Annotated in this window: 23 protein-coding genes and 1 pseudogene; 7 read left to right on the top strand and 17 right to left on the bottom strand. The window is 64.5% G+C overall.

What is annotated here, in order from left to right:
• Positions 1–181 precede the first annotated feature (181 nt).
• Positions 182–844 carry a DUF1345 domain-containing protein gene (locus ACOCG7_RS14705; RefSeq protein ID WP_073428602.1) on the bottom strand — a complete coding sequence of 221 codons (663 nt, stop codon included), beginning with the start codon at positions 842–844 and terminating at the stop codon, positions 182–184.
• 116 nt (positions 845–960) lie between these two features.
• Between ACOCG7_RS14705 and ACOCG7_RS14700 the strand changes: the two genes are divergently transcribed.
• A complete protein-coding gene (locus tag ACOCG7_RS14700) occupies positions 961–1698 on the top strand; it encodes a metallophosphoesterase (RefSeq protein ID WP_090518761.1) in 738 nt (245 codons plus the stop codon).
• Positions 1699–1726: 28 nt separating this feature from the next.
• Here ACOCG7_RS14700 and ACOCG7_RS14695 read toward each other — a convergent pair whose 3' ends face one another.
• Together ACOCG7_RS14695 and ACOCG7_RS14690 are read right to left on the bottom strand one after the other, a co-directional pair.
• Positions 1727–2428, bottom strand: a complete 702-nt coding sequence (locus ACOCG7_RS14695) for an RES family NAD+ phosphorylase (RefSeq protein ID WP_421376093.1) — start codon at positions 2426–2428, stop codon at positions 1727–1729.
• A complete protein-coding gene (locus ACOCG7_RS14690) occupies positions 2425–2862 on the bottom strand; it encodes an MbcA/ParS/Xre antitoxin family protein (RefSeq protein WP_073428604.1) in 438 nt (145 codons plus the stop codon). Before ACOCG7_RS14690 ends, ACOCG7_RS14695 begins: the two co-directional genes overlap by 4 nt.
• Before the next feature lie 114 nt (positions 2863–2976).
• Between ACOCG7_RS14690 and ACOCG7_RS14685 the strand changes: the two genes are divergently transcribed.
• Positions 2977–3597, top strand: a complete 621-nt coding sequence (locus ACOCG7_RS14685) for a hypothetical protein (protein WP_421376091.1) — start codon at positions 2977–2979, stop codon at positions 3595–3597.
• Between the two features lie 40 nt (positions 3598–3637).
• Here ACOCG7_RS14685 and ACOCG7_RS14680 read toward each other — a convergent pair whose 3' ends face one another.
• Complete coding sequence (locus ACOCG7_RS14680; protein ID WP_083081735.1) at positions 3638–4489, bottom strand: LysR family transcriptional regulator; 852 nt, start codon at positions 4487–4489, stop codon at positions 3638–3640.
• Between the two features lie 101 nt (positions 4490–4590).
• On the opposite strand from ACOCG7_RS14680, the gene ACOCG7_RS14675 reads away from it, so the two are divergent.
• A complete protein-coding gene (locus tag ACOCG7_RS14675) occupies positions 4591–4974 on the top strand; it encodes a tautomerase family protein (protein WP_310124003.1) in 384 nt (127 codons plus the stop codon).
• Between the two features lie 110 nt (positions 4975–5084).
• On the opposite strand, the gene ACOCG7_RS14670 is transcribed toward ACOCG7_RS14675, so the two are convergent.
• Positions 5085–5879: an SDR family NAD(P)-dependent oxidoreductase gene (locus ACOCG7_RS14670; protein ID WP_083081734.1), complete on the bottom strand. Its 795-nt coding sequence runs from the start codon at positions 5877–5879 to the stop codon at positions 5085–5087.
• A 234-nt stretch (positions 5880–6113) separates the two neighbouring features.
• On the opposite strand from ACOCG7_RS14670, the gene ACOCG7_RS14665 reads away from it, so the two are divergent.
• Entirely contained in the window at positions 6114–6950 is an 837-nt protein-coding gene (locus ACOCG7_RS14665; protein WP_421376088.1) for a TOBE domain-containing protein, read from the top strand.
• A gap of 50 nt (positions 6951–7000) precedes the next feature.
• On the opposite strand, the gene ACOCG7_RS14660 is transcribed toward ACOCG7_RS14665, so the two are convergent.
• The 4 genes from ACOCG7_RS14660 to ACOCG7_RS14645 form a co-directional block, all read right to left on the bottom strand.
• Positions 7001–7702: a sulfate/molybdate ABC transporter ATP-binding protein gene (locus ACOCG7_RS14660; RefSeq protein ID WP_114164111.1), complete on the bottom strand. Its 702-nt coding sequence runs from the start codon at positions 7700–7702 to the stop codon at positions 7001–7003.
• Position 7703: 1 nt separating this feature from the next.
• Entirely contained in the window at positions 7704–8378 is a 675-nt protein-coding gene (gene modB, locus ACOCG7_RS14655) for a molybdate ABC transporter permease subunit (RefSeq protein WP_073428611.1), read from the bottom strand.
• A gap of 46 nt (positions 8379–8424) precedes the next feature.
• Positions 8425–9198: a molybdate ABC transporter substrate-binding protein gene (gene modA, locus ACOCG7_RS14650; RefSeq protein WP_083083003.1), complete on the bottom strand. Its 774-nt coding sequence runs from the start codon at positions 9196–9198 to the stop codon at positions 8425–8427.
• A 137-nt stretch (positions 9199–9335) separates the two neighbouring features.
• Entirely contained in the window at positions 9336–10037 is a 702-nt protein-coding gene (locus tag ACOCG7_RS14645) for a phosphatase PAP2 family protein (protein ID WP_083081728.1), read from the bottom strand.
• 356 nt (positions 10038–10393) lie between these two features.
• Here ACOCG7_RS14645 and ACOCG7_RS14640 point away from each other — a divergent pair, with 356 nt between their 5' ends.
• Entirely contained in the window at positions 10394–11587 is a 1194-nt protein-coding gene (locus ACOCG7_RS14640; RefSeq protein ID WP_073428614.1) for a PHB depolymerase family esterase, read from the top strand.
• Positions 11588–11694: 107 nt separating this feature from the next.
• Entirely contained in the window at positions 11695–11871 is a 177-nt protein-coding gene (locus ACOCG7_RS14635) for a DUF3563 family protein (RefSeq protein ID WP_073428615.1), read from the top strand.
• Between the two features lie 92 nt (positions 11872–11963).
• Here the strand turns inward: ACOCG7_RS14635 and ACOCG7_RS14630 are convergent.
• The 6 genes and pseudogenes from ACOCG7_RS14630 to ACOCG7_RS14605 all read right to left on the bottom strand — a co-directional run.
• A pseudogene (locus ACOCG7_RS14630) lies at positions 11964–12227 on the bottom strand (deoxyribodipyrimidine photo-lyase); the annotation flags it as partial.
• A 295-nt stretch (positions 12228–12522) separates the two neighbouring features.
• Positions 12523–12942, bottom strand: coding sequence for an organic hydroperoxide resistance protein (locus tag ACOCG7_RS14625; protein ID WP_083081724.1), 420 nt, complete (start codon positions 12940–12942; stop codon positions 12523–12525).
• Between the two features lie 172 nt (positions 12943–13114).
• Positions 13115–13567, bottom strand: coding sequence for a MarR family transcriptional regulator (locus tag ACOCG7_RS14620; RefSeq protein WP_310124015.1), 453 nt, complete (start codon positions 13565–13567; stop codon positions 13115–13117).
• Between the two features lie 169 nt (positions 13568–13736).
• Positions 13737–14543, bottom strand: coding sequence for a BPSS1780 family membrane protein (locus ACOCG7_RS14615; protein ID WP_073428618.1), 807 nt, complete (start codon positions 14541–14543; stop codon positions 13737–13739).
• Positions 14534–15529 carry a homoserine kinase gene (locus tag ACOCG7_RS14610; protein ID WP_421376083.1) on the bottom strand — a complete coding sequence of 332 codons (996 nt, stop codon included), beginning with the start codon at positions 15527–15529 and terminating at the stop codon, positions 14534–14536. Before ACOCG7_RS14610 ends, ACOCG7_RS14615 begins: the two co-directional genes overlap by 10 nt.
• Positions 15530–15780: 251 nt before the next feature.
• Positions 15781–16176, bottom strand: a complete 396-nt coding sequence (locus ACOCG7_RS14605) for a hypothetical protein (RefSeq protein ID WP_083081720.1) — start codon at positions 16174–16176, stop codon at positions 15781–15783.
• A gap of 200 nt (positions 16177–16376) precedes the next feature.
• On the opposite strand from ACOCG7_RS14605, the gene ACOCG7_RS14600 reads away from it, so the two are divergent.
• On the top strand, positions 16377–17903 hold the full coding sequence (locus ACOCG7_RS14600) for an AMP nucleosidase (protein ID WP_083081718.1): 1527 nt from the start codon (positions 16377–16379) through the stop codon (positions 17901–17903).
• Positions 17904–17982: 79 nt separating this feature from the next.
• Here the strand turns inward: ACOCG7_RS14600 and ACOCG7_RS14595 are convergent, their stop codons facing one another.
• Both ACOCG7_RS14595 and ACOCG7_RS14590 read right to left on the bottom strand, forming a co-directional pair.
• Positions 17983–18513 (bottom strand): chromate transporter, encoded by a 531-nt coding sequence (locus tag ACOCG7_RS14595; RefSeq protein WP_421376081.1) that lies wholly within the window; start codon positions 18511–18513, stop codon positions 17983–17985.
• Positions 18510–19079, bottom strand: a complete 570-nt coding sequence (locus tag ACOCG7_RS14590; protein WP_073428623.1) for a chromate transporter — start codon at positions 19077–19079, stop codon at positions 18510–18512. The genes ACOCG7_RS14595 and ACOCG7_RS14590 overlap by 4 nt, the downstream gene beginning before the upstream one ends.
• Positions 19080–19174 lie beyond the last annotated feature (95 nt).

The following is a 19174-nucleotide window of genomic DNA, read 5'->3' as shown; positions in this document are numbered from 1 at the left end:
GCGCTGAAAGGTGGAAGCGAAGCGGCGTTCGCTGGCGGGGACGGCCCGCGTGTAAAACGGGCGGAGGCGGTCCGGGTTTTACACGAGACGGTTGAGACGGGGATGGTTACTGCCGCGCGCGAGGCGCGAGCGCGGCGGCAGGTGATATTGCGCTAAGGGCATTGCCGCGCGCGAGGCGCGGTCACGAACCGAGCAGCCCCGCCGCGATATTCACGCAAAGCCCAAGCACCGCGACGTTGAAGTAGAACGACAGAATGGATTGCGCGAGCGCGGCGCGGCGAATCGAGCGCGAGCGCAGCACCACGTCGGCGGTCTGCGAGGCCACGGCGATCGTGAAGGAGAAGTACAGAAAGTCCCAATAGTCCGGCTCGAGTGCGTGGTCGGGAAACAGGAGCGCGGTTTCCGTGGCGTCGGTGTCGTAGTAGAGCCGCGCGTAGTGCAGCGCGAAAATGGTCGGGATCATGAACCACGCGCCCATCAGCGTGAGTCCGGTGAGCACGTAGTGCCATACGGTCGAGGCGCCGGCCGTGCCTTTTATCGAGGCCAGTTCGAGCACGATCGCGGCAATGCTCGCGACCGTCGCCACGCAGATCACGAACAGCACCACGCCCGCGTTTTCATCGTCGCGTCGGGCGAAGGCGCGGACCCGGCTTTCGTCGGCTGCGGCCATGTGCACCCAGATCAGCAGCAGATAGCTCCAGACGGCTGCGTCCCAGCCGGCCAGTATGCGGACCATCGGCCGCGCCGGCTCGGGCACGAACAGCGCCGCCACGATGCCGACGACGAGGCCGGCCAGCATGCGCGGGCGATTGCGAAAAACCTGCGGATAATATTTTGCGGGCATGGAATAGAGGTGGGGAGACGTCCGTGCCGCGGATTCTACGCGGCCTGGAGCGCTCGCCGTGCGTTAGGATCGGCAACGCGCATACGTATTCGCCCACGCGGCATTATCATGAACACATGGCTTCCGTACTCGTCAACTCCGTTCAGCATCATTCGGCCAACCCGAGCGGCCGCGACTTCGTAGTCGGCGACCTGCATGGCTGTGTCGATGCGTTGCGCTATCTGCTGCGCACGATCGCGTTCGACCCGGCTTGCGACCGGCTCTTTTCGGTGGGCGATCTGGTGGACCGCGGCGCGCATTCCGAGCAGGCGTTGGCGCTGCTCGACAAGCCGTGGTTCTTCGCCGTGCTCGGCAATCACGAAGACGCGTTATGCGCCGTCGCGGACGGCCGCTTGCGGCGTCAGTGGTGGTATGGAATCGGTGGAACGTGGGCGGCGGATTTGCCCGACGAACGCTTGCAGCACTACGCGGAACGTCTGCGCACGCTGCCGCTCGTGCGCGTGGTCGGCAGCGGCAAGGAGCGCTTCAACATTTTGCACGCTGAATTCTTCGGCACCGACGCCGATCTCGACGCCGGCAACTATTCCGCCGAAACGCGCCAGCAATTGCTGTGGGGCCGCGAACTGGCGTTGGGCAACGGCGATCCGTCGCTGCAACGCGGGCTTTCGCTCACCTATTGCGGCCATACGCCGATGCGCGACATTCAGCAGATCGGCTCGCAGGTATTCATCGACACCGGCGCATTCGGACCGGGCGGCAAGCTGACAATTGTCGAGCCGTTGGCGTTGCAGCGCTGGTCGATCTCGGTCGAAGCCGCGCTCGCCGAGGGCGCCGACGCGCTCGCCTTGCCTTGATGGCTTGCCGCGGCGCCTGCCGGGTCCATCAGCCGACCTGGCTGAGCTCGAACACCATGTCGACGCTCGCGCCGTTCCAGTTGTATTCCAGATACGCCGCGTGGTGGCAGTCGCGCAGCAGCGTCGTTTTGAACGCGGCGAGGCACTCGCCGCCGTCGTCCCGCACCGACGGATACGCGATGCCCGGCGCGCCCGCCTCGCGCACGGCCCGGCCGAGCGACTGTCCGGCGAGATAATCGTCCGGCGACAGCACCGCGAGATCGAGCGAAGCGTCGTCGCGGATGTCGACCACCTCGCCTTGCGCGAGCACCGTGTAGAGGCGCATTTGCTGGCGCATCGGCGGCTCGGCGGTCGCCTCCAGAAATTTTCCCGTGTGGTAGCGCGTTTCGGCGATAGCCGTGGCGCGCGAGCGGGCGCAATAGAACACGCCGTAGGTGCCGTCGGAGAAACGGCTGCCGAGCGGATTCAGATGGGTGAGCGCGGCCATGATCGGCCCGTAGCCGGGCCCGAAGCGGCGCTCTTCGCGCGGCACCAGATCGAGTTCGCCGATTTCGGTGCGCAGACGGTCGTTGGTCATGGCCTCGAGCGCGTATAGCGCGTCGAAGTCTTCCGGCGAAGCCACCCGGTCGAACAGATTGACGGCCGGAAAGCGCGTGGGAATCACGCGATACGCGGGCGACCAGTCGAGCGGCGCAGCGCGCCAGCGGTCCTGCCAATACGGTTGTGTCACGCCCAGCCGCCTCGCATTGCGTCGAGATACTGGCGCACGGCCACGAGGTCGCTGATGTTGCCGGCCAGCATGCGGTCCAGCGCGCGGCGTCCGCCGAACGGCGGGGCGCTATTGGGGCGCTTGATCCATGCGTCGGCGGCGCTGGGTTGCGGCAGCAGGATTTGCAGCGCCTTGTAGATGCCGAGCAGCAGCGACAGGCGCTCCAGCGTGTCGCGCCCGAGGCGGGCCGTTTCGGGCGCCGACTTCCATTTGAAGTACGTGGAGCGGCCGGGCGAGCCGAGCAGCACGATTTGCTCGTCCGCGCTCAGGTTCCAGTCGCGCGCGATGTTGAAGAACGCGCGTAGGCCCGCCGCGGACATTTCCGTGAGCGTGGGTTCCGAAACGGGCCGGTGGATCGGCGGTTCGGACTGCGTGGCGCGGGCGGCGTGAGGCATGAGCGGGTAAGTCCTTATCTGTACTTAAAACAAATACTAGTCTAAAAAGGGATTTTTGCAAGGGAATATAATCCCGGCTCGTTATGAGAAGCCGAAAATTAGGAGAAGCGGGAGATGTGGGTTCGAGCAGTAGCAACGGCGGTTGCCGTGTGGTGCGTGTCGGGTGTGGCAATGGCAGCCGGCTATCAGGAGGTGTGGAACCCGCCGGAGGCGAGCGCGCATGGCGCGAAGCCGGCGAGGAAAGCGGCCGGCGCGGGCAAGGGCAACCCGGCGGCCGGTTCAAGGGCTGCGGCCAAGTCAGCTTCGAAGCATGCGACGAGTGGTCGGCACACGACGCAACGCATCGCTTCGTCTACACAGGGCGGCAAGAAAGCCGCAACGCATGGCAGCGTGAAAAAGGCGGCAGCCAAAGGCGCGACGAAAGGCGCGACAGGCGTGATCAAGGGGCCGGCCGCGGACAAGCCCAAGTCCCCGCAAAAGACTGCCGTGATGGCACACGCCAATAAGCCGCACGCACAAGTCGCTCAAGCGAAATCGGCCCAGCCGAAGCTCGTGCATGCCAACGTGGCCCAGGATCGTCCGGCACATGCCCAGGCGGTCGAGGTCGCGGCGAAGCCGGCCGCACCTCAGGCGACCGCACCGGCCAAATCGGTCAACGTCAGCGCCAATCCAGCCGACGCCGCGACCAACCCGGCCACCGCCAGCAGCGGCTCGCTGCCGCCGATTCTTCGCTGAAATCGGATCGACTCGCGCGCTGACGACGCGGGCGAATGCCTCAGACGCTCGCCAATCCATTCGCCACCAACCGCAAGGTTTCCGCCGACCGCGTGTCCCTGACCCGCGAATGCAGCGTCACGCGCGACTGCGGCAGCGGCGGCAAGCCTAGCCGCGCGCCGACATCGGCCAAACCGGGGGGCGCCACTCTGCGCGCCAGCGGCGACACGGCGAGGCCCGCCGCGACCGCCGCTCCAACGGCCGCCACCCCGCCGCCGACGAACACTTCCTGCCACGCAATGCCCGCCGCCGTCAGCGTGCGCAGCGCGACGTCGCGTACATTGCACGGCGGGCTCAATAGCGCGAGCGCCAACGGCTCGCCGACGCGAGGCAACCATTCCGGCGTGGCGAGCCAGCCGAGCGGCTCGCTGAACAGCACCTGCGCGTCGTCGCGCGGCGGCTGGTCGACGCCGTAGCGAACGATGACCGCGTCGAGGCGGCGCTCATCGAATTGCGCGAGCAGCGACGCGGACGTCCCCATGTGCAATTCCACGATCAAACCCGGATCGTGCGCGTTGAGTCTCGCGAGCAAGCGTGGCAGGTCCGCGCCGGCGACGTGCTCGCTCAGTCCCAGCGCGAGCCGTCTGCGCTCCACGGACAGCGCACCCAGCGCGCGTTCATGCGCGTTCAGCAGATCGCGCGCGGCGCCGAGAAACGCGTTGCCGTCCGCGGAAAGGCGCACGACGCGCGGCGTGCGCTCCAGCAACTGCTTGCCGAGGTGCGCCTCCAGCCGCTTGAGCTTCAGGCTGACGGCCGATTGCGTGGTGTCGAGCGCATCCGCGGCGCGCGTGAAACTGCGCAGATCGGCAACCAGAACGAACGCTCGCACGGCATCCAGATCGAGAACTTTCATTTTGAATGGATATGAATGAAATCATCAACGATGTCTGTTCATTATGAATCAGTGCGCCTAAGCTGGGTTTATCCAATCAACCGCAGCGAAGGAGTTTGACCATGCCGCTCACACGAATCGCCCTGCGCGCCGGCAAACCGGCCGAATACCGGAAGGCGCTGACCGACAGCATCCAGCGCGCGCTGGTCGGCACGTTCAACGTCCCGAAGGACGACGTCTTCATGCTTCTCAGCGAGCACGAGGCCGGCAATCTGATTTACGACAGGCAGTATCTGAACATCGAGCGCAGCGATGATTTCGTCGCGATTCAACTCACGGTGAGCAACACGCGCACGCTCGAGCAGAAGAAGGCGCTGTACCAGCGCATCGCGGATGAACTCGCGCAGTCGCCGGGGCTGCGGCGAGAAGATGTGTTCATCAGTCTCGTCGAGGTGGACAAGGAGAACTGGTCGTTCGGCAACGGGATCGCGCAGTACGCGGTTTGAATGCCGGGACCAAACTCACCGCGTGTGAGATGCACGCGTGCTGAACGGGCGGGGTCTATTTCACTTGACCATGCCGCCGCCCGTTGATCTTTAGAAGCGGCGCGCCGTCGTCACGCGATCGTATCGACCACGCCGCCGTCCACGCGCAACGCCGCGCCGGTGGTCGCCGAGGCTTGCGGCGAGCAGACGTAGACGACCATGTTCGCGACTTCCTCGGTGGTGGCCGGCCGCTGGATGATCGAGCTGCCGCGATGCGCGCGCACGAACTCGGTGCCGACCTGCTCGACGGTCTTGCCTTGCTCCTTCGCCGTCTCTTCCACCATCGAGCGGAAGCCGGCCGACAGCGTCGGTCCCGGCAGCACGGAATTCACGGTCACGCCGCTGCCGGCGGCGTGCTTGGCGATGCCGCGCGCGATACTCAGTTGCGCGGTCTTCGAGAAGCCATAAGCGAGCATATCCGCCGGAATATTCAGGCCGGATTCCGACGAGATGAACACCACGCGGCCCCATTTGCGCTCCATCATTCCCTTCAGGTAATGGCGCGTGAGCCGAACGCCCGACATCACGTTGACCTGGAAGTAGCGCTCCCAATCGTCGTCTTCGGTGGTGAAGATGTCGCCGGGGCCGAACACGCCGAGGTTGTTCACGAGAATGTCCGTCTGCGGCACGGCTTTCGCCAACGCGTCGCAGCCCTCGCGCGTGCCGAGGTCGCCGGCGAAGCCGCGCAGCTTCGCGTGCGGCGCGGTCTTGCGGATGGTTTCGATGGCGCGCTCCACGGCGTCCTGCTTGCGTCCGTTGATGAGCGTTTCCGCGCCGGACGCTGCAATGCCGGTGGCGATCGCGAGGCCGATGCCCGCCGTGGATGCGCTGACAATCGCGGTCTTGCCCGATAGATCGATATTCACTGTCTTGCTCCTTGCTGAAGTTGCGGCGCACGGATTCAAGCGAAGACCCAAGCCCGCCGCGCCGAAAATGGAAAGGGCGAGGTGTTCGATGCTTCGCGTTCGAGTATCCCATCTATCCGTTTTCGGGTTCGGCTCGCTGCCATTGGCGTATCGCTGCGTGCGCGTCCGGTCGCTCACGTGAGCGTCGTTATAATGATTCGCTGCCTTTCTCCCGCTCATCAAGCGGTCTCAGCCATGACATCCAAGTCCACCGATTCTTCCCACGAACCGCTCGAAGTGGGCGGCTCCGTCTGGTTTCAGGCGGGCGAGCAAACGCTCGGCGGCGCGTCGCGGATCGCGCTGCTTGCGGCGATCGGCGAGACCGGTTCGATCACCAGCGCCGCAAAGGCGGTCGGCATGAGCTACAAAGGCGCGTGGGACGCCATCGACACGATGAACAACCTCGCCGGCGAGCCGCTCGTCGTGCGGCTGACCGGCGGCAAGGGCGGTGGCGGCACCACGCTCACGCCGCGCGCCGTGAAGCTGATCGAGACGTTTCGCGCGGTGGAGCGCGAGCATCGGCGCTTTCTCGAACGTGCGGGGGCGGCGATTGAAGGTTTCGCGATGGATTGGGATCTGATCGGCCGCATCGGTGTAAAGACGAGCGCGCGCAATCAACTCTATGGCACGGTGTCGGCGATCACGCGCGGCACGGTGAACGATGAGGTGTCGCTGGCGCTGCCCGGCGGCCAGTCGATCGTCGCGGTGCTGACGCATGAAAGCGCCGAGACGCTGGGGCTCGTCGAGGGTACGGCGGCGTTTGCGTTGATCAAGGCTTCGTGGGTGGTGCTGCTCATCGAGGACGAACGCGGCGCGCCGCTGAAACTTTCGGCGCGCAATCAGTTGCGCGGCACGGTGCAGAGCGTGAAACGTGGCGCTGTTAATGCCGAGGTGTCGCTGCTGCTGGACGGCGGCGCGGTGATCACCGCGGTCGTCACCAATGAGAGCGTCGACACGCTCGGCCTCGCGGAAGGAAAAAGCGTCGTGGCCGCGTTCAAGGCGTCGAGTGTGATTCTTGGCGTGAGGGATTGAGGCGCGGACGGTTTGAAAGGCTCGCAAGGCCGCGAAAACCGCGCGCCCGGTCAAGGCTCGCTGCGCACGTAGCCGGTGAACGGCTGATTCTCACGCACGCAGCCGTCGGTCGCCTGCACGACCTGGTCGCCGAACGCGGCGACGTCATCGGGATCGTGCGTGATCAGCACCATCGGAATATCGAGCCGCGTTTGCAGATCCGACAGTTCGCGCCGCATGTGCTGACGCAGCACGCTATCGAGCGCCGAAAACGGTTCGTCGAGCAACAGCAGGCGCGGTTGCGCGACAAGCGCTCGCGCCAGCGCCACGCGCTGCTTTTGTCCGCCTGAAAGCTGGGCGGGATGATTGCCCGCGACGCTTCTCAGTTCCAGCGCGTCGAGCCAGTAATCGACCTGCGGATGCGCGATCCGCGCACGCGGATTGAGCCAGCCTTGCTGCAAACCGAAGCCGATGTTTTGCCGCACGTTCAGATGCGGAAACAGCGCGTAATCCTGAAACAGATACGCGATCTTGCGCGCTTGCGGTCTCAGGTCGACGCCGCGCGCGCTGTCGAACAAGGCGTCGCCGTTCAGCGTGATCTTGCCTTCGTCGGGACGCAGCAGGCCGGCGATGGCCTGCAAGGTCAGCGTTTTTCCCGCGCCGGACGGCCCGAATAGCACGACGCGCTGCGTGCTCGCCTTGAACGAGACGTCGAGCGTGAAACGGCGCTCGGCGCTCTCGAAAGTTTTGCGGATGTCGACGGCGAGCGGCATGTCAACGCGAAGCCAAAAGCGTGTGCTGCGGCACGAGGCGGCCCGCGAGCAGCAGGATGGCGACGCACGTCACCGAAGTCACGAGCACGAGGAAATTCGCGGTGCCGTCGTCGCCCGCTTGCACGGCCGAATAGACCGCCACCGACAGCGTTTGCGTGCGCCCGGGCAAATTGCCCGCGATCATCAGCGTCGCGCCGAATTCGCCGAGCGCCCGGGCGAACGCCAGCAGGCCGCCGGCCAGAATGCCGCGCGCGGCGAGCGGCAGCGTCACGCGAAAAAACACCGCCGTCTCGCTGACGCCGAGCGTGCGCGCGGCCCGCTCGAGTTGCGGATCGACGGCTTCGAAGGCGGCGCGCGCCGATTTCAGCACGAGCGGAAAGGCGACCACCGTCGACGCGATTACCGCGCCCTGCCAGGTGAACACCAACTGAATATCGAAGCGGTCGAGCCAGGCGCCGATCACGCCGCGCCGTCCGAGCAGCACCAGCAGGTAGTAGCCGAGCACGGTGGGCGGCATCACGAGCGGCAGCATCAGCAGCGAATCGATCACGTCGCGCGCGCCCGAGCGCCAGCGCGACAAACCGAAGCCCGCCGCGACGCCGAACACCAGATTGAGCGCGGTGGCCCAGCCCGCCACTTTGAGCGACAGCAAGAGCGGAATCCAGGCCTGTTGCATGAGCGTGCGGTGCTTGCGTGAAGTTAATGGGGGTTAATGCTGGAAGTTAATGCGCGGGCTTGAAACCGTACTTCGCCAGCACGGCCTGGCCGGCGGGCGACAGCACGAAGCGCGTGAAAGCCTGCGCGTCGGCGGCATGGCGGCTGCCTTCGACTTGCGCGATCGGGTAGGTGATCGGCGTTTGCGTCGGCACGGTCATCGCGATCTTGACCTTGTCCGGCATGACCGCGGCGTCGGTGCCGAACACGAAGCCGGCGTCGACTTCGCCGCGCGACACGTAGTCGAGGCTTTGGCGCACGTTCGCGGCGAGCACCGCCTTGGCGCTGACCGCATCCCAAATGCCCGCGGCCTGCAGCGCGCCTTGCGTGTAGCGGCCGACCGGCACGGACGCCGGGTCGCCGTACGCGATGCGCTTGACGTTCGCCGAGGCCAGTTCATTCAGTCTGGTGGGCGCGAAATGGCTGTCCGTTGGCACGATCAGCACCAGAGAGTTGGCGGCGAAATCCTTGCGCGTGGCGGGCACGATCACTTTTTCGGCGGCCGCCTTGTCCATGGCTTTCTGATCCGCGGACGCGAACACGTCGGCGGGTGCGCCCTTGACGATCTGCTGCATCAATACGTCGGACGCCCCGAAGTTAAGCAGCACCTTGGTGCCGGGATGCTGCTGCTCGAAGGCCTCGCTGACCGCCTTGAACGCGTTGGTCAGGCTGGCGGCGGCGGAGACGACGAGTTCGTCGGCGCGTGCATTGGCGCTGACGGCAAGGGAGACGGCGCTGACGGCGAACAGCGCATGTTTCACAAGGCGACGGGACAGGGTCATGAAAGCTTGGATGTCCGACATGGGCCGGAGCGGCGGGTTAAAACGCCATCGTAATATAGACGCCGATATAGCGGTAGGCATGACGCTGTTTCGGCGGGCCGCGGCAAGCGGCGAGTAAGTCAGCGACAGCGTATTTTTCAGGCGTCGGAAGAACGCGGCGGCGTGAGCCTGTTGAGTGTTTGCGAGAGCGGCGCCGTGGCGGGGCGGACATCGCGCACGGCTTTCCATTTCGCGCGAATGAACGGCCTCTCATGACCGGACACCTTCAGCGCGATGTGCGTGACCCAGCGGTGCGTGGGCACGTGCACGCCGTGCATGAGCACCGCGAGAACCATCAGGCTCGCAGTGACCCCCAGCGCGGAAAGCCGGCCGGGCTCCGCATTCCACGCCATGCGCACGAATATCAGCGCGGCGAGCGCGCCGACCAGACAGCCGGTGACGGCCTCGGACGGCGAGTGAGCGCTCAACACGACTCGCGACAACCCCACCGCGATACCGGCGGCGAGGCCGAGCGCAACGCCGAGCAGCCGCGGCACCGTGCGTGTGGGCAACAGCATCAGGAACAGAGCGACCGGATAAACGGCGGTGGACAGCATCGCATGGCCGCTGACGCCGGTGAAATCCAGTTCGCGCACGCCGACACCCCAGCCGAGGAACGCCAGCTTGGTTACGGTCACGACGCCGATGGCGGTGCCGAGCAGCAGCAACCAGCCGGCGGCCATGCGCCAGGTGTAGCCGAGCGCCAGCCAAAGCGCGATGGCAAACGCAAGCGGCAGCGTCATACCGGCGCCGCCGAGGCTGGTGATCGAATACCACAGGTTGGCAGGCAAATCGGGCATGGCAAAAAGGCGCGACCAAGGCCGCGTAGAATTGGTTGTATGAATTAACGCGTGAACGGCTTGAATCGCCGACGCGGGAAAGGCCTGCGCATCAAGATCAACTGCCAGTATAGACGCGGCGCCGCACTGCGGTCTCGCTGCGCGTCGCGCGTTTTATCCGCGGACGTTGGCTGGCGAACATGTCTTGCCGCGATTGGACGCCTGGTCCGCCGCAAGGTTCGCCGGTGACGAAATTTCCGACTTGGGCATCGCTTTATGCTGTCAGCATCGCATGAGGATTGGTGTTATTGTGCATTGCACAACAAAATGCCGTTCTAGCGAACGGACCCCGTCCCTTTTTGCGAGGTTATCCGCCGATGGCAAAAAGTCTATCGAAAATCTGGCTGCGCGGCCTCAAGCGGTTGCTCGCGATCCAGACCGAACACGCTCACAAAACGACCAAGCGCATTGCCACGCGGCCGGCGCGGCCCGCCACCAGCAAGCCCTCGGCGAAAGTTCGTCCGATCAAGCCGACGGAAGCGCTGCGCGCGCCCGCCAAACGCGAAGCGCCGCGCACCGCGCGTGAATCGCGCGTTCGTCCGCGCGCCTCGGCATGGGCCAGCGGCTCATGGACGCGTTCGTTTCACTCCGCGCCCGCGGCGCCGGGGCGGCTCGTCAACCACCTTCAGTACGGGCTGTATATCCCTTCCGGCCATGCGCTCGAGGCCATGCCGCTGGTGGTCATGCTCCACGGCTGCACGCAATCGATCGACGAATTCGCCGCGGGCACGCGCATGAACGTGTTGGCGGACCGCTTTGGCTTTGCCGTGGTTTATCCGGAGCAGTCGAAGCATGCGCATTCGCATCGTTGCTGGCACTGGTACGACGCCAGCGACAGCGCCGGCGGCGCCGAGACGCGCGCGGTGGTTTCGCTGGTGGACGCGCTGGTTGCCGAGCATGGTTTCGACAGCGAGCGCGTGTATGTCGCCGGGATCTCCGCCGGAGCCGGCCTGACGGCGCTCCTCGCCATCAACTATCCGGAACGTTTTGCCGCGGTCGCGCTGCACTCGGGCCCGGCTTTCGGCGAGGCTCACTCCGGCATCACGGCAATGGACGTGATGCGGCGCGGCGCGCGCGGCGAACCGGCCGAACTCGTCGACGAAATCGCCGATGTGAAGCAATACCCCGGCATGCCGGCGCTGATCATCCATGGCGACGCTGATCATGTGGTCGCGCCCGTCAATGCCGAGCAATTGGCGGTGCAGTTTCTCCGCCTGAACCGGATCGTCGACGAAAGCGGCGCGCGCAAATCCGGCGACATACGCGAAGAACGCAAGGGCGGGATGGTGATGCGCGATTATGTGCGCGGCGGACGGCGAGTGGTTCGGCTATGCCGGGTGCAAGGGCTCGCTCACGCCTGGAGCGGCGGCGACGACGCGTTGCCGTTTCACTCCGCCAAAGGTCCGGACGCGAGCGCGTTGGTGTGGGAGTTTTTCAGGCACCAGCGCCGCACGGGCGCAGGCCGTGCGGCGGAAAGCACCGCCACAGCGGCTTCTGCGGACGCACGGTGACCTACGAACAACGCTTCGAAATGAAATGTTGGCTAAGCCTAGGGTTTTCCCTATAATACGGGTTATCCCCTAGGCGTTAACGCCTAACATCATTGCCGAGGTCGACCATGTACCTGCTTACCCGCCTTTTCCTGTTTCTGACCAAGTCGCCCGATCAACTCGCGAAGGAACGCGCTGACGCGTTTCTCGCCGAGGCAACCGATCTCTACGATCTCGAATTCCGCATGCGCAAGCTCGACCGTGACATGAACGTCCGTCAGCCGTCGTGGATGACCCAGCACTAAGCTGCGTAGGTTGAAGCACCGGGTGTCGAAACGCCGGTGCTTGCGGTGCGGCTACCGAGTTACAGCGGCGTGAGTGTCAGCCGCCGAGACTAGGCGCGTAGCGCTTTGTCTAATTCGTCCAGCGCCGCAAGAATGAACTCGATGCGGCGGTCTTGCGGCTGTGCATCGGCATGGCGAGCCTGCCAACTGTCGATCAGCGGTTGCAGGATCGCCGTGTCGAACATAAATACGCACCAGACGCGCTCGCAATGCTTGAGCGCCTGGTAGAGCGCGTCGTTGTCCGTGCTGCGCAGGTCGCGGTGAATCCAGACCAGACCAGTACTGAAAGTGTCGCTCGGTCGTCGAACGCGTGTCATCGGAGATTCGCGGGTTGGGGGCGATGGTCGCGGGGCGGGAAAGTCGACCGCGCAAAAAAGACCCACATCAGGCGACGACGTTACTGATCGCCTTGATGATTCGCAAAGCCGGTCGCGCGCGACCGACCCGGCAAATTAGCGGCAACAGTCGGTGCCGCACATTACATGCCGCGTTCGCGACAAGAAAACGGCGTCCGCGCCGGTACTGCCGGGCGCGGGCGCCGCTAGTCACGATGCGGTTTTGCCGCGCCATGTCCACAAATCACATCTATCCGCGATTCACGCGGTCGGCAATTTACGCAACCTGCAAACGAACCGCGACGTTGTTGCGCGTAGCGTTCGAATACGGGCAGACCTGATGGGCCGCATCAACCAGTTCCTTGGCAGCGTCCGCGGCGAGGCCCGGCAGCGAGATTCGCAAATCGATGTCGAGTGCGAAGCCGCCGTTGTCGTTCGGACCGATGCCCACTTCGGCGCTGACTTGCGTATCGGCCGGCAAGGTCTGCTTGCGCTGGCCGGCGACGAACTTCATCGCGCTCAGGAAACAGGCCGAGTAGCCCGCCGCAAACAGTTGCTCTGGATTAGTGCCCGCCGCGCCGTTACCGCCGAGTTCGCGCGGCGCCGCGAGCTTCACGTCCAACGCATTGTCCGACGACACCGCACGACCGTCACGGCCACCGGTGCTGGTTGCGCTTGCTTTGTAGAGGATGTTCATTGTGCTGCTCCTTTATTTGGGTGGTCAGGGTCCGCATGTTTGCCGCTGATGCTTTGCCCGCCTTCTGACGGACGCGTGTTGAAGCGGCATGTGGCTAAGATAGTACACAAATGATTAGTGTGCAAATGAAATTTCGCATCACGGCGATAGCATGCCTTTAGCAGCAGACCAACTATTGGTCCATGTAATCGCTGAGAGTGGTGCGCAGGCGTGTCAGATCATCGCGCAGACGCAGCAGGAATTCCGGCGTCTGCTGGGTCGCGCAAAAGATTTCCGCCGGCACTTCACGTGCCTGACGCTTGAGTGCGGTGCCGGCTTTGGTGAGCCGTATGTACACGAGCCGTTCGTCGTCGACACCGCGTACCCGTTCCACCAACCCTTGCGCCTCGAGACGTTTGAGCAGCGGCGTGACCGTCGCCGAATCGAGGTTCAGGCGCGTGGCCATGTCCTTGACCGTGACGTCATCGGTCTCCCAGAGCACCAGCATCGCCAGATATTGCGGATACGTGAGGCCGAGCTTGTCGAGCAACGGCTTGTACGCTTTCGTCATCGCGAGCGAGGTCGAATAGAGGGCGAAGCAGAGTTGTTCGTCGAGCGTGAAGGGCAGAGCGGGGCGCTGAGTCATGATGCATCTCGTGTAAAAGAGCGTGCAAATGGATTGCGTGCGAACCATTGTGCCGCAAATCGGCATGCATTGACGAATGCTGGAGGGCAGATGGAAGCGGCACAGAGGCGTGCCGAGCGGACGGAGCGCGTGGGCGGGCGCCGCGACGCGCGCCCGCGGAGGATATCGTTCAAGCCGCCGGCGTGGTCGGCAAATCCGGCGCTTCGGGCGTCTGCACGCCGAAGCAACCGCGGTACGTTGCGTAGAACGAGCAATACAGCATGGTCGTGACGATCATCGTGGCGGGCATCAGGATCGCGAACGCATAGTCACCGGCGCCCAGCGCCTGCATCAACGCGGACAAACCAAGCGATACCGTCATCGCCACCGCGAACCACAGCGCGCCGAATACGATGAACGCGCCGCGATTGCGCCAGCAACTGACGAAGCTGAAGAACATCGCCTTGATGGGCGGCACGTCATGCCACGCGGCGAGAATCGGTGAGAACCAGAACAGCATCGCCGCCGGAATGTAGAACGCGAAGGCGGTGAGAACCGCAAGCGGCATATTGCTGTTGGCGATTGCTTCCTGATCCATCGTCGCGCCGCCGAGCATCACCTTCAGCAGCATGCCGCCGTCGGCGAGCGCGGAACCGGCCAGCACCAGTGCCATCGCGACGACATACAGCACGCCGAGCACGAGCAGCCGTTTGGCGACCACCGGGCCGTAAGAGTGAAAGCCGTCGACGAGGATCGTCGGGAACACGGGTTTGCCCGCGATCGTATTGCGGCACGCCGCCATGAAGCCGACCGCGACGCCCGGAATGAACACCAGCGGCAGCACGCTGCCGATCACCGGAATCTGCGACACCAGCGTCATCACCAGCAGGTACGTGAAGAACAGCGTCAGAAACGCGAGCGGGTTCTTGCGGAACAGCCAGATACCCTGCCGGAACCACACATAGCCGGTTTTCGCGGGAACTTCGATCAGTTGCATGAGGTATGAATGCCTGGAAGTGGAACGCCGCAAAGGCGTTCGCGCAGAATGCGCTCGAAATGGCCGGGGTCGTGCGGTTTGAGGAGTTCGGCCGCGCGCGGCAAATGAAAATCATACAGGCGCGAGACCCAGAAACGGTACGCGCCCGCACGCAGCATATCGCCCCAATGGCGGTTTTCTTCGACGGTGAAGGGGCGCACCGTTTGATAGGCGCGCAGCATTGCTTCGGTGCGCGCGTCGTCCAGCTTGCCGGTGGCGAGGTCGACGCACCAGTCGTTGACCGTCACGGCGACGTCGAACAGCCACTTGTCGCAGCCGGCGAAATAGAAGTCGAAGAAGCCGCCGAGCCGTACTTCGTGGCCCGTATCCGGCGCGGCATGCGCGAACAGCGCGTTGTCACGGAACAGATCGGCGTGGCATGGGCCTTCGGGCAGCGCGGCGTAATCCGCGGAGGCGAAGAAGGCTTCCTGATGCGCGAGTTCGGTTGACAGCAGGTCGCGTTGCGCGCCTTCCAGAAACGGCAGGACGATCGGCACGGTTTCCCGCCACCACGGCAGGCTGCGCAGATTCGGCTGATAACGTGCGTAATCGCGTCCCGCCAGATGCATGCGCGCGAGCATCTGCCCGACCTCGATGCAGTGTTCGACACGCGGCGCCAACTCCGGCGCGCCCTCGAGCTTGGTCACGATGGCGGCGGGCTTGCCATGCAAGGTGCCGAACAGCGCACCGTCTTCGCGCGGCATGGGGTCCGGCACCGGCACGCGGTGCGACGCCAGATGCCGCATCAGGTCGAGATAGAACGGCAGTTGTTCGGCCGTCAGCTTTTCGAAAATCGTGAGGACGTATTCGCCGCGCGTCGTCGTCAGAAAAAAATTGCTGTTCTCGATACCGGACGGGATGCCGCGAAACTCGACGACTTCGCCGAGATCGTAATGGCGCATCCATTCTGCGAGTTGGGGTTCGGTGACAGCGGTGAAGACAGCCATGCGGGAAACGTCGGATCAGGTTGGTCGGGCTGGCATGGTTCGGCCAGTGCTGAATGTGGCAAGTGTGGTGGCAATGCCGTGACAGATGCGGTGCCGAAGGCGTTGTGAACGGAGTACCGGTTTGAAAGACGTTCCGGCGGCGCACTCCCGGAGGAACCCCGACGCCGCATGAAGCAAGGCATGCAGCCCAGGACGCCAACACGACGCCCCAAGCAACAACGGCACGGTCCGGCCACCGTGCCGACGATACATCAATACCTGAGATTCACCGACGGCAAACGCGTGCTCGCACGACCGTTATCACGCACGGTGGGCGAAGTATCGAGCGGCGCGCTCATCTGGTAGCGCGTGCCGAGATTCGAGCGCACGTTGATCTCAACGGGCTTGCCTTTGTCGCGGTATTCGGTGATTTCGGTGCCGTTGGCGCTACGTTCGTGGAAGCTCGGGGTGCGCGGAACATTGATTTCGACCTTCGAGCTGACCTGCGCGGCCGGACGATTGATCTTCTCCAGATCGGGCAGACCGGCCCGTTCATTGGCGGACTGGGGCGCGCCGGCGGGCGGAGTGTCATCGACGGGCTGGGCAGCCATCGCGGCGTTGCCAAAGGCAAGGGCCAGTGCCACGGCGACGGGAAGGAGCGGCTTCATGGTGATTCTCCAATAGGTGCCCGCGATTCTAGCAAATCCAGGCCAGCTTCCGGGCGCGACAGCCTTATTTTGCGCCGCTTCGGCGCGGCGCGCCGCCCCTGTCGCGACCGCTGTTGCAGCGGTGGAAACAAGCGCCGCGCGGTCATTTGGCGATCGCGGGTTCCGTGGTAATGTCGTCTCATCAATCGAGGCCAACGAAGATGAAAAACGATACCAACCAACGCGCGGTGCAGACTCCCGCGCACAGCTTTCCAACTGAATCCTTCGACGACGCCACCGAGGCCGTCACGCGCCTGTCGGCGATCTACGAAGCGAACACCTCGTTCCTGCGCGACGCCTTCGCACGCTATCGCCGCAACGAGCTGTTCGAGAGCCGGGTGCGCGCGTGCTACCCGTTCGTTCGCGTATGCACCGAGGTCAACACGCATATCGACTCGCGCCGCTCGTATGGTTTCGTCGCGGGCCCAGGCGTGTTCGAGACCACCGTGACGCGCCCGGACCTGTTCGGCAACTACTATCGCGAGCAATTGCGATTGTTGGCGAAAAACCATCACGTGCAGATCGAAGTGGGCGTGTCCGACCAGCCGATTCCGATTCACTTCGCGTTTGCGGAGGGCATTCATCTCGAAGGCGATCTGGACCGCGAGCGCCTGTTCCTGATGCGCGACGTGTTCGACACGCCCGACCTCGCATTGCTCGACGACCGCATCGTCAACGGCACCTATGAGCCGCCGCCGGGCGAGCCGCATCCGCTGGCGCTGTTCACGGCGGCGCGGGTCGATTTCTCGCTGCATCGGCTGAAGCACTATACGGCCACGTCGCCCACGCATTGCCAGAACTACGTGCTGTACACGAACTACCAGTTCTATATCGACGAGTTCGTCAAGCTCGGCCGCACCATGATGGCCCATACCGACGACGAGGAACTGCGCGCCTATCGCAGCGAATACACGTCGTTCGTCGAACCCGGCGACGTGGTTACGTACAACGAGAATCTCGGCGAGCAGGCGCAGGAAGGCACCGCGCCGCCGCGTCTGCCGCAGATGCCCGCGTATCACCTCAAGCGCGCGGACGGCAGCGGCATCACGATGATCAACATCGGCGTGGGGCCGTCGAACGCGAAAACGATCACCGATCACATCGCCGTGCTGCGTCCGCATGCGTGGATCATGCTCGGCCACTGCGCGGGTCTGCGTAATACGCAACGTCTCGGCGACTACGTCCTCGCCCACGGCTACGTGCGCGAGGATCACGTGCTCGACGACGACTTGCCGCTGTGGGTGCCGATTCCGGCGCTCGCCGAAGTGCAGGTGGCGCTGGAGCGCGCGGTCGCGCAAGTCACGCAACTGGACGGCGTCGAGTTGAAGCGCGTGATGCGCACGGGCACCGTGGCGAGCGTGGACAACCGTAACTGGGAGCTGCGCGATCATCGCGAGCCGGTGCAGCGGCTCTCGCAAAGCCGCGCGATCGCGCTCGATATGGAAAGCGCGACGATCGCCGCGAACGGCTTCCGGTTCCGCGTGCCTTACGGCACCTTACTGTGCGTGTCGGACAAGCCTCTGCACGGCGAGTTGAAACTGCCCGGCATGGCGGATCAGTTTTATCGCGCGCAAGTGGATCAGCATCTGCAGATCGGCGTGAAGGCGATGGAGTTGTTGCGGATGAACGGGCTGCATCGTCTGCATAGCCGCAAGCTGCGGAGTTTCGCGGAAGTGGCGTTTCAGTAAGCAGCGGGTTTTCAGTTCACGCGGCGTGGGCGAGCGCAAGCGCGCCCCGCTGGCATTATTTGCACGCCGCGCGAAATGCTCAAGGCTGCCCAAATCCGGTCAGCCCGATCAAGCTCCCGACCGCCAGCAGCCACAGTGGATGAATGCGCGTTTTCAACGCCATGACGGCGGTGAACGCGGTAATCGCCCACGCAATCGCCGTCGGGTTCGACGCCTCGGCGATCAGGGCCGCGCTTGCCGCGACGATGCCGGCCGTCACCGGCACCAGCCCCATTTGCGCGTGACGCCGCCACGGACGGTCCTTGAAGCGGTCCCACGCATGCAGCGCGAGTATCGTCACGATCGACGACGGCCCGAACTTCGCCACCGACGTCACGAGCATCCCAGCCCATCCGGCCACGTGCCAGCCGACCAGCGTGACGACCATCAGATTCGGCCCCGGCGCGGCTTGAGCGAGTGCGAACAACGCGCTGAATTCGCTGGCCGGCATCCAGTGATGCACCTCGACCACCTGACGCTGCATCTCCGGAAGAATCGTGTTGCCGCCGCCGAACGCGAGCAACGAAAGCTGGCTGAAGATGATGGCGAGGGAAACGAGCGTGTCGGTCATTGTGCATTCCTCGCCGCGAGGTAGATGCTGAGCGGCGTCAGCACGAGCATGGTGGGCAGAAGCGGCAGGCGCATGATCGCGATCGCGATGAAACCCAGCGCCGCGATGAGGGCGCCCATCGGCTTGTTGCGCAGCGGCAGCAGGATTTTCACGGCCATCGAGATCAGCAGGCCCGCCGCGGCGGCGGCGAGCCCGGCGAACAGATGGCGAACGTGCGGGTCGTTTTGCGTGTTCTCGTACAGCACGCCAAGGCCGATGACCACCAGCGACGGTCCCGCGATCAATCCGAGCAGGCCGGCCAGCGCGCCGGGCACGCCGCGAAAGCGCATGCCCATTGCCACCGAAAGATTGATCACGTTGCCGCCCGGCAGGAATTGGCAGAGGCCCAGCAAGTCGGTGAATTCCTCGGCGCTCAGCCAGCGGCGCTGCTCGACCAGCGCGCGCCGTGCCAATGGCAGCGCGCCGCCGAACGAGATCAGCCCAAGGCCGAGAAAGCCGCTGAAAATTTCCCGCACCGTGGGCGTGGGCGCGAGTGCGGATTCGGGCGAGGTCAGTTTGTGGTCCATGTCGCTAGCTTCCAGGTGAAGCTCACGAGGTTAGCGCCGAAGCGGCGGCCAGCAAAACGATTTTTGAGCGCGCCTTTGTGATCTAGAATCACAAG

Source organism: Paraburkholderia sp. DD10 (assembly GCF_049177125.1).
Classification (GTDB): Bacteria; Pseudomonadota; Gammaproteobacteria; order Burkholderiales; family Burkholderiaceae; genus Paraburkholderia; species Paraburkholderia terricola.
Note: the sequence above shows the minus strand (reverse complement) of the source record. Positions and strands in the feature narration are given on the sequence as shown.

Bases quoted from the DNA above. Each gene is read 5' to 3' on its own strand.
- ACOCG7_RS14705 (WP_073428602.1), bottom strand. From the start codon at position 844: ATGCCCGCAAAATATTATCCGCAGGTTTTTCGCAATCGCCCGCGCATG.
- ACOCG7_RS14700 (WP_090518761.1), top strand. From the start codon at position 961: ATGGCTTCCGTACTCGTCAACTCCGTTCAGCATCATTCGGCCAACCCG.
- ACOCG7_RS14690 (WP_073428604.1), bottom strand. From the start codon at position 2,862: ATGCCTCACGCCGCCCGCGCCACGCAGTCCGAACCGCCGATCCACCGG.
- ACOCG7_RS14685 (WP_421376091.1), top strand. From the start codon at position 2,977: ATGTGGGTTCGAGCAGTAGCAACGGCGGTTGCCGTGTGGTGCGTGTCG.
- ACOCG7_RS14680 (WP_083081735.1), bottom strand. From the start codon at position 4,489: ATGAAAGTTCTCGATCTGGATGCCGTGCGAGCGTTCGTTCTGGTTGCC.
- ACOCG7_RS14675 (WP_310124003.1), top strand. From the start codon at position 4,591: ATGCCGCTCACACGAATCGCCCTGCGCGCCGGCAAACCGGCCGAATAC.
- ACOCG7_RS14665 (WP_421376088.1), top strand. From the start codon at position 6,114: ATGACATCCAAGTCCACCGATTCTTCCCACGAACCGCTCGAAGTGGGC.
- ACOCG7_RS14660 (WP_114164111.1), bottom strand. From the start codon at position 7,702: ATGCCGCTCGCCGTCGACATCCGCAAAACTTTCGAGAGCGCCGAGCGC.
- modB (WP_073428611.1), bottom strand. From the start codon at position 8,378: ATGCAACAGGCCTGGATTCCGCTCTTGCTGTCGCTCAAAGTGGCGGGC.
- modA (WP_083083003.1), bottom strand. From the start codon at position 9,198: ATGACCCTGTCCCGTCGCCTTGTGAAACATGCGCTGTTCGCCGTCAGC.
- ACOCG7_RS14645 (WP_083081728.1), bottom strand. From the start codon at position 10,037: ATGCCCGATTTGCCTGCCAACCTGTGGTATTCGATCACCAGCCTCGGC.
- ACOCG7_RS14640 (WP_073428614.1), top strand. From the start codon at position 10,394: ATGGCAAAAAGTCTATCGAAAATCTGGCTGCGCGGCCTCAAGCGGTTG.
- ACOCG7_RS14635 (WP_073428615.1), top strand. From the start codon at position 11,695: ATGTACCTGCTTACCCGCCTTTTCCTGTTTCTGACCAAGTCGCCCGAT.
- ACOCG7_RS14625 (WP_083081724.1), bottom strand. From the start codon at position 12,942: ATGAACATCCTCTACAAAGCAAGCGCAACCAGCACCGGTGGCCGTGAC.
- ACOCG7_RS14620 (WP_310124015.1), bottom strand. From the start codon at position 13,567: ATGACTCAGCGCCCCGCTCTGCCCTTCACGCTCGACGAACAACTCTGC.
- ACOCG7_RS14615 (WP_073428618.1), bottom strand. From the start codon at position 14,543: ATGCAACTGATCGAAGTTCCCGCGAAAACCGGCTATGTGTGGTTCCGG.
- ACOCG7_RS14610 (WP_421376083.1), bottom strand. From the start codon at position 15,529: ATGGCTGTCTTCACCGCTGTCACCGAACCCCAACTCGCAGAATGGATG.
- ACOCG7_RS14605 (WP_083081720.1), bottom strand. From the start codon at position 16,176: ATGAAGCCGCTCCTTCCCGTCGCCGTGGCACTGGCCCTTGCCTTTGGC.
- ACOCG7_RS14600 (WP_083081718.1), top strand. From the start codon at position 16,377: ATGAAAAACGATACCAACCAACGCGCGGTGCAGACTCCCGCGCACAGC.
- ACOCG7_RS14595 (WP_421376081.1), bottom strand. From the start codon at position 18,513: ATGACCGACACGCTCGTTTCCCTCGCCATCATCTTCAGCCAGCTTTCG.
- ACOCG7_RS14590 (WP_073428623.1), bottom strand. From the start codon at position 19,079: ATGGACCACAAACTGACCTCGCCCGAATCCGCACTCGCGCCCACGCCC.